This is a genomic window from Ensifer sp. LC163, assembly GCF_001695855.1.
GTDB lineage: Bacteria > Pseudomonadota > Alphaproteobacteria > Rhizobiales > Rhizobiaceae > Ensifer.
In genome coordinates this window covers 245157-257595 of the sequence record NZ_MBSS01000034.1, presented here as the reverse complement: position 1 = coordinate 257595, position 12439 = coordinate 245157, and the positions used below count along the sequence as shown (strand labels likewise).

The window sequence follows — 12439 nt, the reverse complement described above, 5'->3', positions numbered from 1 at the left end:
CGGCGCTGTAACGCCCTGCCCCATGATTTGAGGCGGATTGGGTTCAGCAAACTCCACAGTCCCCTCTCCCCGCAAGCGGGGAGAGGGTTAGGGTGAGGGGCAGGCCACGCTCTCGGCGCCCCGGAAAAAAATCAGGAGACCATCGATGTCCAAACTGCTCGTCAAACCCAAGGGTGCCTCCGGGCTGATGCAGAACGTCACGCCGGAAAGTGCCGGATGGACCTATGTTGGCTTCGCGCTCAATCGGCTGAAGCCGGGCGAAAAAACGGCGGGTGAGGCCGGCGACAAGGAAATCTGCCTTGTGCTGGTTTCAGGCAAGGCGAAGGTTTCGGTCGATGGCGAGGATTTCGGCGAGCTCGGCGAGCGTATGACGCCGTTCGAGGGGCAACCTTATGCCGTCTACGTGCCGAAAGGCAGCCGCTGGCAGGCGACTGCGACGACCGATCTCGACCTTGCGATCTGCTCGGCCCCCGGCGGCGAAGGTTTCAAGGCCAAGGTGATCCGGCCGGGGACGCACCCGCAGATGACCCGCGGCAAGGGCACCAACACCCGCTATGTCACCAACATCATGCCCGAGGACGACAGCTCCGCCCAGTCGCTGCTGGTGGTCGAAGTGATCACGCCCGGCGGGCACACCTCCTCCTATCCGCCGCACAAGCATGACCAGGATGACTTGCCTGATGAGAGCTACCTGGAAGAGACCTATTATCACCGCCTGAACCCGCCGCAGGGTTTTGCCATGCAGCGCGTCTACACCGACGATCGTTCGCTGGACGAGACCATGGCGGTGGAAGACGGCGACGTGACGCTGGTGCCGAAGGGGTATCACCCGGTTGCCGCCGTGCATGGCTACGACGTCTACTACCTCAACGTCATGGCCGGGCCGAAGCGGGTGTGGAAATTTCACAACGCCCGCGAACACGAGTGGCTGTTTACCGGCGTTTAGAAGCGATACCGCGCACCCGGCCGCCAGGACCTTGGGTGTGCGCCAATCGGTTGAATCATCGATGGACGGATGCGTCCGACCGCCCTATTTTACGGCCTCTCAGGGAGGCTGTGCCATGCGGATCGACGGACAATGCCATTGCGGCTTCGTGACCTATGAGGCGGACATCGATCCGGACGATGTTTCCGTCTGCCACTGCACCGATTGCCAACGACTGACGGGATCGGCCTACCGGGTGACGGCGGCCACTGCGCGCAAGAATTTGCGGCTGACCGGCGGCGAGCCAAAACTTTACATCAAGACAGCGGAGAACGGCCGCAAGCGCCTGCAGTTCTTCTGCCCGAATTGCGGTTCGCCTGTTTACACCACCGGCACGGACGAGGATGCCGAGGAGGTCGGCATCCGCCTTGGCACGATTAACCAGCGCCGCGAGCTTGCGCCGAAATCACAGATCTGGCGCTCTTCCGCCCTGCCTTGGATCAGCGACGTCGGCGCGCTGCCCGGTCACGACAGGGATTAAATCCCGTTAGGCTGCGGCCGTTATCCTGGCTTTCAGACGTGCCCAGGCCTGGCCGATCACCTCGGGCGCCGGGGTTCCCGTCATCTGCGACGGACGGGCGTCGGGGTTCACCGCGAAATAGGTTTTGACCAGATGATAGCCTATGGAATAGCCGGCCCAGCGCGGAAGCTGGTTGCCAGGGCTGTTCCGACCGAAGAACCAGGCGCTGTGGTTATAAGCATCAGCCCAAAGTTCCAGCTCGGCTTGCTCGATAACCCCCAACCAATCTTCGGCAGCGATGGCATGGTTCCACGGATTGCCATCGCCACCATTGATCTCCGCATCGAATGCGTCGGCCAGCCCCTCGGTGACCAAGACTTCTCCCAGCCTGAAACCATAACCGCACGTCGCGTGGCGGAAAGAATGGTGAAGTTCGTGCGTGAGCGTCCTTCGCAGCTCGCCCCTGGCGAGGCTGGTGTCGAAGTTGAGGTTGTCCGGATCCAGCGTGACCGTCACGAGCCCACGGCGGTAGCAGGCCCCCGACAACCCAAGCTCAGGGATTGTTTCACCCGGCCGACGCTCGACGATGACGTCGACGGGCGTAGCCCCGTCGGCTGCGGAAACGCTGCCACCGACACGCTCTGCCGTCGACTGCACGTCGGCGAGAATTTGTTCACGCCACGGTGCAAGTGATCCATCGGCTTCGAGGAAGTGAACGCGCAGGTCCAGCATTCGGCAGATCTCCGGTCGTCATCGTCAATCGACGCCGGAATTTAAGCATACGGCCACCGATTGCAACGCCGGACGGACGAAAGCATCAGCCCATGCGAGCGCCCTTTGTCGCACCCCAAGGAATGCTTGCGTGACAGGTCGTGTCCTCGATGCCCATGGCCGGAAAGCCGCGACCGTTGTAAGAGAGAGCAGAAACATCCGACGGGCCACCAGTGTCCGGACAGGCGAGGCGATGGCAAAGGGCCGGTTCACGATATTCCCCTGCCGCCTTGGCGGCGTCGAAGCGGTTGAGGCCGCGTCGGGGCACGTGTTCGCACGCCACACGCACGAGCAATTCGGCATCGGCCTCATCCATCAGGGCGCCCAGAAATCGCTGAGCGGTCGCGGCATGGTGGAAGCCGGCGCCGGCGACATGATCACGGTCAACCCCGGCGAGGTCCATGACGGCACGCCGATCGGCGATGCCGGACGGTCCTGGCGGATGCTCTATTTCGAGCCTTCCGTGATCGGCGACGCCATGGAGGACATCAGCCAGGGCAGGACGCGGATTGCGGAATTCACTGCGCCCGTCTTCCATGATGTGCGAATGTCGAAGCACTTTCAGGCTCTCTTCGGCACGATCACCGCACCCGATGGCGATCGGAGCGGGATGCACGGCGAGGCGTGCGTCCTGACGCTGCTTGCCGATGTCATGCGCGCGCATGACGGGCAAACGCATGGCGGACATGTGCCGTCAGCGATGCACAGAGCGCAAAGTCTGATCGACGACGATCCGACCGCAGCTGTCACCCTGTCCGACCTTGCTCGGGCGGCGGGCCTCAGCCGGTTTCAGGTGGTGCGCGGTTTTTCGAAAAGCTTCGGGCTGACGCCGCATGCCTACCTCGTGCAACGCCGCATCGACCTTGCGCGACGGCTGATTGCGCGTGGCGTCCCGCTCGCCGAAGCGGCGGCGGAAGGTGGGTTTGCCGACCAGAGTCACATGACCCGGATCTTCGTGCGCAAGTATGGCATTTCGCCGGGCGCCTACGCCGAAGCATTCCACTGACCTGAAAGCGCGTCGCGATCATTCAAGATCGTCTTTTGCCTTTTAAGCTATTGTTCTTACACATTTCTTTATCGAAAATCCGCTTCACACTTTTGCGCAACCTGCATTGACGACTGCAATTCCGTTCAAGACCGAAAGGCCGGAATGAGGTCTGTTGCGCGCCAACGCAGGAGTGACCGCATGACGGAAAAAATTCAGGGATACCTCTATCTCTCACTGGCGATGATCATGGTCGGCAGCACGGTGATCGCCAGCAAATTGATCGCCTCGGGCCTGCCGCCCTTTGCCGCAACCGCCTTGCGCTTCGCGATCGCCTTTCCGCTGTTCTTCGCCTTGATGCGACTGACGCGAACGCCTTGGCCACGGCTTGAACGGCGCGACTGGCTGATCCTCACGCTGCAGGCAGGCGCCGGCAGCGTCGGTTACACGACGCTTCTGATTGCCGGTCTGCGCTTCAGTTCGGCAACGGATGCCGGCGTCGTCATCGGCACTCTCCCCGTCGTCTCCGCCGGTATCGCCATCCTGCTGCTCGGTGAACGGCCCGACCGCTCGACCCTGATTGCGATCGGGCTGGCCGCAACAGGCGTTTTGACCATCGTGCTGCGGCCCGACGACGGTGCGCCCCATTCGTCGCTCGGCATCGCACTCGTCTTCGGTGCGGTGATCTGCGAAGGGCTGTTCATCCTGATCAACAAGCGCATCCGAACGCCGATCGCTCCTCTGGCGCTCTCCACCATCATGGCCGGCATGGGCGTTGCCGTGGCCATCGTGCCCGCTCTCGTCGAGGCCCCCTCGATGCAAGACGTCACGATGCAGTCGCTGGCGGCCGTGCTTTATTATGCCCTGGTCCCGACCGTCGCCGGCTTCATACTCTGGTACGCGGGCTCGGCCAGGGTGAGCGGAACGGAAGCCTCGGTCTTCACCGCGCTTGCGCCCGTCTCCGCCGTGCTGCTGGCCTTCGTCCTGCTCGGCGAACCCATCAGCATCAACCAGCTCGCCGGTATCGGCTGCATACTTGTCGCCGTCCTCAGTCTTGCCATGCCGCATTTCTGGTCAAAGACTGCCGGTCAAACCCAGATCTGACGACGTCGTCATCCCCTCCATTTCGAGGCATCCCATGCACTTCCAGCATTCAGACAGCATCTGGCGCGATTTTCCCGAGCTTGCGGCCGGCGCGCTCCATGTCGAGGGCATCCGCGGTGACGTTTCGGTCGCCGACACGGTTGACCGGTTTCAGGCCATTGCCAGGGATGTTCTCGCAGCAAGCCCGGAAGGCGAGCTTGCGGAAATTCAGGCATGGCGCCGAACCTTCGCCAGGATGGGATTGAAACCGACGCAGTACCGCTGCGCATCGGAAGCCTTGCTGCGCCGGTTCAGGAAAGAAGGCGACCTGCCGTCGATCCATCCGCTGATCGACCTTTGCAATGCGGTGTCGCTCGCCTTTGCCATCCCCATTGCCGTCTTCGACCTTTCGCGCATCTCCGGCGATCTCGAAGTGACCCGTGCGGGCGGACACGAGGTCTACGCGACCTTCTCCGGCGAAACGGAACACCCCGAGCCGGATGAAGTGATCTTTCGCGACGCGGAGGGACGCGCCCATGCGCGCCGCTGGACGAACCGGCAAAGCGGCCATTCGGCGATCCGCCCGCAGACCACCTCGGCGCTCATCGTCTCGGGGGCGCTGCATGAAACCGCCTCGGCCGATGTGGCCGAGCTCGTTGCTGCACTGGAGGAAGCCATCGGCGCCACCTGGCATGTTCGCCCGGCATCAGCGCTCATCAGCCGATCGGCGCCGCGCTTTGTCTTTGTGGCACATGAACATGCAGCTCGCACCGAAAGTCTTTGACCCTGGGCCAAGCGGACATACTATCCCAGCCTCTCGGCAGGCCACAGCGTCGCGCGGCAGACATGGCGCGCGACGCTGTGGCCCTTTAAATTTGCCGCATAGTTCCGCCTCTAAATCGATCCCGATTTAAGGATTATGCGGTGCACAAGAGGTAGTGATGACAGACGGCACACGATCAAAACTCGGCCTGGCGCGGCGAATGCTGTTCGACAATGGCGGGCTCGAAGAGATCTTTCGCCACGTGCGCAATCTGGTGGTCGCAACCTTGGTGATCGCCGCCGGCATGCATGCGATCGAGAACGGCCGCAGCCTCGAGATCAAGGGCCTGCCGAACACTGCCGTGGCGGGTTACATCGTCTCCGCCATCGGCATCGCCCTGTTTCTACTCAATCTGGCTGACGGTCTGCACAGGCTATCGAAGGTGCGTCGGCATCTGGCGCTGCAGATTCTGCTGCTGGCGATCTACGCCTTCGTAACCCTCAGGGTGACGCAGCTGGTGCTGGCGCTGCGCATGTCGGCCTTCTGATCGGCCAACAGTCAGCCGGCGCGCCGCCGGCTGACATTGTCATGGCTCACGCCGCCTTCTCACGCCGCCTTGGCGACGTGGTACTCCTTGATCGCCACCATCTTGATCGCCGGATAGCGCTCTGCTTCGTAGCGTAGCGAGAAGCTGTCCTGCGCCAGGAACACCGGGTCGCCGTCGAGATCGCGGGCGATATCGCCGCGACGGGCGGTGACGAACTTGTCGAGGTCAGCAGGCTGGTCGGCCGAAATCCAGCGGCAGACGGAGAAGCGCGACATTTCGAAGGACACCGGCAGGCCGTATTCCGCCTGCAGGCGCTCCTTCAGAACGTCGAGCTGCAGCGCGCCGACCACGCCGACGATCGCCGGCGAGCCGTCTTCCGGCGAGAACAGCTGCACGACGCCCTCTTCCGCCATCTGCTGCAGGGCTTCCTTCAGCTTCTTGGCCTTCATCGCATCTTCCAGACGCACGCGGCGCAGGATTTCCGGCGAGAAGTTCGGCACACCCTGGAAGACGAGATTTTCACCTTCGGTCAGCGTGTCGCCAATGCGCAATGTGCCGTGGTTCGGGATGCCGACGACGTCGCCGGCATAGGCCGTATCGGCCAGCTGGCGCTGCGAGGCGAAGAAGAACTGCGGAGCGCTCAGACCCAGCTGCTTGCCGGTACGCGAAAGCCGCGCCTTCATGCCCCGCTCCAGCTTGCCGGAGCAGACGCGCGCAAAGGCGATACGGTCGCGGTGGTTCGGGTCCATGTTCGCCTGGATCTTGAAGACGAAGGCGGTCATCTTGTCGTCGGTCGCATGCACGGTTCTGCTGTCGGCAACCTGGTCGCGCGGCGGCGGGGCGATCTCGCCGAGCGCATTGATCAGGTCGCGCACACCGAAGTTGCGCAGGGCCGAGCCGAAGAAGACCGGGGTCAGGTGACCTTCGAGAAAGGCTTTCTTGTCGAACGGTTTGCAGGCCTCGATCGCCAGTGACGTTTCCTCGATGAAGGCGTCGCGCTCGTTCTCCGGCAGGCGGTGGGCCGCCATTTCCGGGTCGCTGACCTTGGTCAGCACCTCCTGCGTGTCGGCGCCGCGCACGGTGTTGTCGGCGAGATGATAGGAACCGCAGAAGGTCTTCGAACGGCCGATCGGCCAGGTCACCGGCGCGCAATCGAGCGCCAGCTTTTCCTCGACCTCGTCGAGGATCTCGAAGGGATCGCGGCTCTCGCGGTCCATCTTGTTGACGAAGGTGATGATCGGAATGTCGCGCATGCGGCAGACTTCGAACAGCTTCAGCGTCCGCGGCTCGATGCCCTTGGCGGCGTCGATGACCATGACTGCGGCATCGACCGCCGTCAGCGTGCGGTAGGTATCGTCGGCGAAGTCTTCGTGACCGGGCGTATCAAGAATGTTGAAGACGTTGCCGCCATACTCGAAGGTCATCACCGAGGTGACGACCGAGATGCCGCGCTCGCGCTCGATCTTCATCCAGTCCGAACGGGTCTGGATGCGATCCTTCTTGGCCTTGACTTCGCCGGCGAGCTGGATGGCGCCGCCGAACAGCAGCAGCTTTTCGGTGAGCGTGGTCTTACCCGCGTCCGGGTGGGCGATGATCGCAAATGTGCGGCGGCGGGAGACCGCCTCGGCGAGACTTTCGGCCATATCGTAGAATCCTGTGAGTTGCGGCGTCTTTACAGGCTCGGCCCTCATTATGCAATTGACCGGTACAAGCAGCGCCCGGCTTATGAATGGATGACCATGCACACGCCCCAGACAAAACCCGCCTTGACCCTCATTCGGCTGCCACATGCCGAGGCATTGGACCTGCCGGCCTATGAGACAGAGGGCGCCGCCGGCATGGACCTGCGCGCAGCCGTGGCAGCCGGCGAGCCGATGACCCTTGCGCCGGGAAAACGGGCACTGGTTCCGACCGGCTTCATTTTCGAGATTCCGGCCGGTTACGAGGCACAGATCCGCCCGCGCTCCGGCCTAGCCTTCAAACATGGCATCACCTGCCTCAACACCCCGGGCACGATCGACAGCGATTATCGCGGCGAAGTAAAGGTTCTGCTGATCAATCTCGGCGACGAGGACTTCGTCATCGAGCGCGGCATGCGCATTGCGCAGATGGTGATCGCGCCGGTGACGCAGGTGAGCGTTCGCGAGGCCGACAGCGCCAGCGAGACCATACGCGGCGCCGGCGGCTTCGGCTCGACCGGCGTCTGATCTGGAATTACGCAATCCCGGACGGAAAACCGCTGCGCACTTTTCCTGGAATTGCTCTTACGATCAGATAAGCGGTGGCAAGCGCCGCTTGACCGGCGTCGACTTGACGATCGACGTATTGGTCTGCGCCTTCTCGGCGATGCGATCGAGCAACGTGTCCAGCTGCCCCATGTCACGCACGAACAGCTTGGCGATGAAGCAATCGTCACCGGTAACCTTGTCGCATTCGACGATCTCCGGCGTCTCCTGAATCAATTTCTCGACGATATGCAGCATGCCCGGCATCGGCCGCACGCGGATGATCGCCTGCAGGGGATAACCGAGCTTCACCGGATTGATGGCGATGGTGAAACCGTCGAGGACGCCGCGCTCTTCAAGCTTGCGCAGGCGGTCGGCAGCGCTTGGCGACGAGAGGCCCGCCTCCTGCGCCAGTTCCTTCAGCGAGACACGCGCATTTGCCGCCAAAATATCCAGAATGCGGCGATCGAGTTCATCGAGCATCGGCAGCCTCATAAGCCAAAACATCGAAACTATCTTCTACGATTAGGAATAATAGCAAAAATGCCTGCGATCTTCCGTATAAACCGCCGCGGACGCCGATTAATCTTGGGCCATCAACCGAGGAGCGATCGCCATGGGCGCAGACATTAAACGAGGCAGTGCCGAGATGACGGCGGCCATGCTGATATCGGGCACGATCGGCTGGTTCGTGCTGATGTCGGGCCAGCCGGTGACGAGCGTCGTCTTCTGGCGCTGCGTGTTCGGCGCAGTGACGCTGGTCGCGATCGCGGCCATGCTCGGTCTGCTCGACCGGCGCCATTTCACCCGGCGGGCCGTGCTCCTGTCGATTGCCGGCGGTATCGCCATCGTCGTCAACTGGTTGCTGCTGTTTGCCGCCTATTCGCATGCCTCGATCTCGATCGCGACGATGGTCTACAACACCCAGCCGTTCATGCTTTTGGGGCTCGGCGCGCTATTCCTCGGCGAAAAGATCACCACGACCAAGGTCTTCTGGCTTTCGATCTCCTTTGCCGGCATGCTGGCGATCATCTCGGCTAAGCCCGGCGGCGGGTTTGCGCCGCAGGATTATCTGATCGGCATCGCCCTTGCGATCGGCGCCGCCTTCTTCTATGCGATCGCGGCCCTGTTGACCAAGTTGCTCAGGGGAACGCCGCCACACCTGATCGCGCTGATCCAGGTGGTCACCGGCACGCTGATGCTGGCGCCGATGGCCTTTGCCGCCGCCGCCCCTTCCGGCGCCGAACAATGGTCGATCCTGATCGCCGTCGGCGTCATTCATACGGGCATCATGTATGTGCTGCTCTACGGCGCGATCCAGCGGCTGCCGACACACATGACCGGGGCTTTGTCCTTCATCTATCCGATCGCCGCCATCGTCGTCGACCGGCTGGCCTTCGGCCATGCGCTGCAGCCGATTCAGATCTTCGGCTCGATCGCCATTCTGCTCGCCGCGGCCGGCATGAATCTCGGCTGGAAACTTCGCCTGCCCTCGCCTATCAAGCGGAGACGCGAAGGGAGAACCGCATGATCACCTGCTATCTGAAATACGTCATCGACCCCTACAAGCTGGCCGAGTTCGAACATTACGCCAAGCTCTGGATTCCGCTCGTCAATCGGCTCGGCGGCACCCATCACGGCTATTTTATGCCGCACGAGGGCGCCAACAACATCGCGCTGGCGCTCTTCACCTTTCCGAGCCTGGCCGAATACGAGATCTATCGCGAGAAAATGGCCAAGGACCCGGAATGCCTGGAGGCCTTCGCCTTTGCCGAAAAGACGCGCTGCATCGTCAGCTACGAACGCAGCTTCATGCGGCCGGTGTTCGAGTAGGAACACCATGCCGCGTGGCGCGCGGCAGCCGCCATAGACAGCGACGCGCCTGAAGCCTAATAGTGGCATGCTCCCTCAGCGGCGCGCTTCCGCAGCCATGCTGAGGGCAAAGCCGAAAAGGGCCGTGCCCATGGCCCAGCGCTGCACCACCATGAACAAGGGACGCCCGGCCAGGAAGGCGGCAATCGAGCTTGCCGCCAGCGCGATCATGGCGTTGACCGAGACACTGGTGGCGATCTGGATCGAGCCGAAGATCATCGACTGCGCCAGCACGTTGCCCGCCTCAGGACGGATGAACTGCGGCAAGAGTGAGAGATAGAGCACGGCGACCTTGGGGTTCAAGAGGCTGGTGAGGAAGCCCATCAGGAACAGCTTGCGCGGGCCGTCCTTCGGCAGGTTCTTGACCTGGAAGGGCGAGCGGCCGCCGGGCCTGACCGCCTGCCAGGCGAGATAGACGAGATAGCCGGCACCGGCCAGGCGCAAAGCATCGTAGGCAAAAGGCACTGCAAACAGCAGCGCGGTGATGCCGAGCGCCGCCGAGACCATGTAGACGACGAAACCGAGCGCGACGCCGCCGAGCGAGATCAGCCCCGCAGCCGGTCCCTGACTGATCGAGCGGGAAATCAGATAGATCATGTTCGGCCCGGGCGTCAGCACCATGCCGAGGGCAATGAGGGCAAAGCCAATGAGGTTTTGTATCTCGGGCATGACGCGCGCCTTTGTTGCGGATTTCCTACAGCGCCACGCGTCCTATCAGACGCGCAAAGGTCGCTGTAACGCTTTGAATTGCTGCATGTTTGCTTAAATCGGCTAGGATTTACGCAAACATGCAGCAGAGCTCTACGCATCTGCCGGTTCCGGGCAATGCCAGACTTGTCACCCGATCAATTTTATCGCGAAATTGCCGCCTGCATGACGATCCGGATTTCCATTTCAGACCCTCTGCGCTAAGAACGGCGTCGCCACCGGGAGGAACGATCATGACGCTTGCAGCCCTGCTTGCCTATAGCGGCGCTCTCTTCATCGCAGCCATCATTCCCGGTCCCGGCGTCACCGCCCTCGTCGCGCGGGCGCTCGGCTCCGGCTTTCGCGAGACATTCTTCATGGGTCTCGGCCTGATCCTCGGCGACATGGTTTACCTGACCGCCGTGGTGCTCGGCCTGGCGCTGATCGCCCAGACCTTCACCACCGTTTTCCTGATCGTCAAGTTCGCCGGCGTGCTCTATCTCGGCTACATCGCCTGGAAGCTCTGGACGGCTGGCCTCCTGCCGCAGGACATCAAGGCGAAGACGTCGACAAACGCGTCAATGTCGTTTCTTTCGGGCCTGCTGGTCACGCTCGGCAATCCCAAGACGATGCTGTTTTACGTGGCGCTCGTGCCGACGCTGATCAACATCGCCGCGATCGGGCCGCGCGAATACGCACTGTTGCTGATGGCCACATTCCTCGTGCTGCTGACCGTGCTCCTGCCCTATATCTTGCTTGCGGCACGGGCGCGCACGCTGCTCAAACAGCCGAAGGCGTTGCAGGCGCTGAACCGCGTCGCCGCAGGCGTGCTCGCCGGTACCGCCGCCTATATCGCCACCCGCGCCGCCTGAAAAAACATTCCCCGGACAGCGCCTGCGCCGGTGGTTTTTCCTCCGGCGGATCGTCGCGTCGCGTTTACCGTTCTGGAATAGAACGGGCATTGTCCCTATTGTCACAACCAAACGGTTCAAATCCAAGGGAGAAACTTAATGCCTGACACGCGCAAGCCCGGCCGCGGCCGCGTCTATTCCTCGATCACGGAAACGATCGGCGACACTCCCATCGTGCGGCTGGACAAGCTTGCCAAGGAGAAGGGCGTCAAGGCCAACCTTCTCGCCAAGCTCGAATTCTTCAACCCGATCGCCTCGGTCAAGGATCGTATCGGCGTTGCCATGATTGAAGCCCTGGAAGCGCAGGGCAAGATCGTACCCGGCCGCACCACGCTGGTCGAGCCGACCTCGGGCAACACGGGCATTGCGCTTGCCTTCGTCGCCGCTGCCAAGGGCTACAAGCTGATCCTCACCATGCCGGAAACCATGTCGGTCGAGCGCCGCAAGATGCTGGCGTTGCTCGGCGCCGAGTTGGTGCTGACCGAAGGCGCCAAGGGCATGAAGGGCGCCATCGCCAAGGCACAGGAACTGGTCGACACCCTGCCCGACGCGATCATTCCGCAGCAGTTCGAAAACCCGGCAAACCCGGAAATCCATCGCAAGACGACGGCCGAGGAAATCTGGAACGACACCGACGGCAGCGTCGACATTCTCGTCTCGGGCATCGGCACCGGCGGCACCATCACCGGCGCTGGCCAAGTGCTGAAGGCACGCAAGCCGTCGATCAAGGTGATCGCGGTCGAGCCGGAGGAATCGCCGGTGCTTTCGGGCGGAAATCCCGGCCCGCACAAGATCCAGGGCATCGGCGCCGGCTTCGCGCCCGCGATCCTCGACACCGGCATCTACGACGAGATCGTGACCGTCAACAGCGGCGAGTCCGTCGAGATCGCCCGGCTCGTCGCCAGGCTCGAAGGCGTGCCGGTCGGCATTTCCTCGGGTGCAGCGCTCACTGCCGCCATCGAGGTCGGCCAGCGACCGGAAAACGCCGGCAAGAACATCGTCGTCATCATCCCGTCCTTTGCCGAACGGTACCTCTCGACGGTTCTTTTCGAAGGGCTTGGTGCGTAAGTAGCCGCCACCTCCGCAAATTGTCGGAAGGGCGTCATTGGCGCCCTTCTGTTCTGCCCATCAATTAGCCAGACCCACTTCA

Annotated in this window: 15 protein-coding genes; 11 read left to right on the top strand and 4 right to left on the bottom strand. The window is 62.4% G+C overall.

The window, feature by feature from the left end:
• Positions 1 to 145 precede the first annotated feature (145 nt).
• Both iolB and BC360_RS23870 read left to right on the top strand, forming a co-directional pair.
• Positions 146 to 946 carry a 5-deoxy-glucuronate isomerase gene (gene iolB / locus BC360_RS23875; RefSeq protein ID WP_065797127.1) on the top strand — a complete coding sequence of 267 codons (801 nt, stop codon included), beginning with the start codon at positions 146 to 148 and terminating at the stop codon, positions 944 to 946.
• A gap of 115 nt (positions 947 to 1061) precedes the next feature.
• Positions 1062 to 1466 (top strand): GFA family protein, encoded by a 405-nt coding sequence (locus BC360_RS23870; RefSeq protein ID WP_065797126.1) that lies wholly within the window; start codon positions 1062 to 1064, stop codon positions 1464 to 1466.
• 6 nt (positions 1467 to 1472) lie between these two features.
• Here the strand turns inward: BC360_RS23870 and BC360_RS23865 are convergent, their stop codons facing one another.
• Positions 1473 to 2177 (bottom strand): DUF2268 domain-containing putative Zn-dependent protease, encoded by a 705-nt coding sequence (locus BC360_RS23865; protein ID WP_065797125.1) that lies wholly within the window; start codon positions 2175 to 2177, stop codon positions 1473 to 1475.
• Between the two features lie 232 nt (positions 2178 to 2409).
• On the opposite strand from BC360_RS23865, the gene BC360_RS23860 reads away from it, so the two are divergent.
• From BC360_RS23860 to BC360_RS23845, 4 genes are all read left to right on the top strand, one after another.
• On the top strand, positions 2410 to 3222 hold the full coding sequence (locus BC360_RS23860) for an AraC family transcriptional regulator (protein ID WP_065797124.1): 813 nt from the start codon (positions 2410 to 2412) through the stop codon (positions 3220 to 3222).
• A gap of 180 nt (positions 3223 to 3402) precedes the next feature.
• On the top strand, positions 3403 to 4305 hold the full coding sequence (locus BC360_RS23855) for a DMT family transporter (RefSeq protein ID WP_065797123.1): 903 nt from the start codon (positions 3403 to 3405) through the stop codon (positions 4303 to 4305).
• A gap of 34 nt (positions 4306 to 4339) precedes the next feature.
• Complete coding sequence (locus BC360_RS23850; RefSeq protein WP_065797122.1) at positions 4340 to 5068, top strand: B3/4 domain-containing protein; 729 nt, start codon at positions 4340 to 4342, stop codon at positions 5066 to 5068.
• A gap of 157 nt (positions 5069 to 5225) precedes the next feature.
• A complete protein-coding gene (locus tag BC360_RS23845; protein WP_139110173.1) occupies positions 5226 to 5594 on the top strand; it encodes a hypothetical protein in 369 nt (122 codons plus the stop codon).
• 59 nt (positions 5595 to 5653) lie between these two features.
• On the opposite strand, the gene BC360_RS23840 is transcribed toward BC360_RS23845, so the two are convergent.
• The gene (locus tag BC360_RS23840) at positions 5654 to 7237 is read right to left on the bottom strand and encodes a peptide chain release factor 3 (protein ID WP_065797120.1); all 1584 of its coding nucleotides are present in this window, start codon (positions 7235 to 7237) and stop codon (positions 5654 to 5656) included.
• Positions 7238 to 7333: 96 nt separating this feature from the next.
• On the opposite strand from BC360_RS23840, the gene dut reads away from it, so the two are divergent.
• Positions 7334 to 7801 carry a dUTP diphosphatase gene (gene dut / locus BC360_RS23835; RefSeq protein WP_139110172.1) on the top strand — a complete coding sequence of 156 codons (468 nt, stop codon included), beginning with the start codon at positions 7334 to 7336 and terminating at the stop codon, positions 7799 to 7801.
• Between the two features lie 63 nt (positions 7802 to 7864).
• On the opposite strand, the gene BC360_RS23830 is transcribed toward dut, so the two are convergent.
• Entirely contained in the window at positions 7865 to 8302 is a 438-nt protein-coding gene (locus BC360_RS23830) for an Lrp/AsnC family transcriptional regulator (protein WP_065783213.1), read from the bottom strand.
• 133 nt (positions 8303 to 8435) lie between these two features.
• On the opposite strand from BC360_RS23830, the gene BC360_RS23825 reads away from it, so the two are divergent.
• Together BC360_RS23825 and BC360_RS23820 are read left to right on the top strand one after the other, a co-directional pair.
• Positions 8436 to 9350, top strand: a complete 915-nt coding sequence (locus BC360_RS23825; RefSeq protein WP_065797119.1) for a DMT family transporter — start codon at positions 8436 to 8438, stop codon at positions 9348 to 9350.
• On the top strand, positions 9347 to 9652 hold the full coding sequence (locus BC360_RS23820) for an NIPSNAP family protein (RefSeq protein ID WP_065797118.1): 306 nt from the start codon (positions 9347 to 9349) through the stop codon (positions 9650 to 9652). Before BC360_RS23825 ends, BC360_RS23820 begins: the two co-directional genes overlap by 4 nt.
• A gap of 75 nt (positions 9653 to 9727) precedes the next feature.
• On the opposite strand, the gene BC360_RS23815 is transcribed toward BC360_RS23820, so the two are convergent.
• Positions 9728 to 10360, bottom strand: a complete 633-nt coding sequence (locus BC360_RS23815; RefSeq protein ID WP_065797117.1) for a LysE family translocator — start codon at positions 10358 to 10360, stop codon at positions 9728 to 9730.
• 272 nt (positions 10361 to 10632) lie between these two features.
• Here BC360_RS23815 and BC360_RS23810 point away from each other — a divergent pair, with 272 nt between their 5' ends.
• Both BC360_RS23810 and cysK read left to right on the top strand, forming a co-directional pair.
• Positions 10633 to 11250 carry a LysE family translocator gene (locus tag BC360_RS23810; protein ID WP_065797116.1) on the top strand — a complete coding sequence of 206 codons (618 nt, stop codon included), beginning with the start codon at positions 10633 to 10635 and terminating at the stop codon, positions 11248 to 11250.
• A gap of 138 nt (positions 11251 to 11388) precedes the next feature.
• Complete coding sequence (gene cysK / locus BC360_RS23805) at positions 11389 to 12357, top strand: cysteine synthase A (protein WP_065797115.1); 969 nt, start codon at positions 11389 to 11391, stop codon at positions 12355 to 12357.
• The last annotated feature ends 82 nt before the right edge of the window (positions 12358 to 12439 follow it).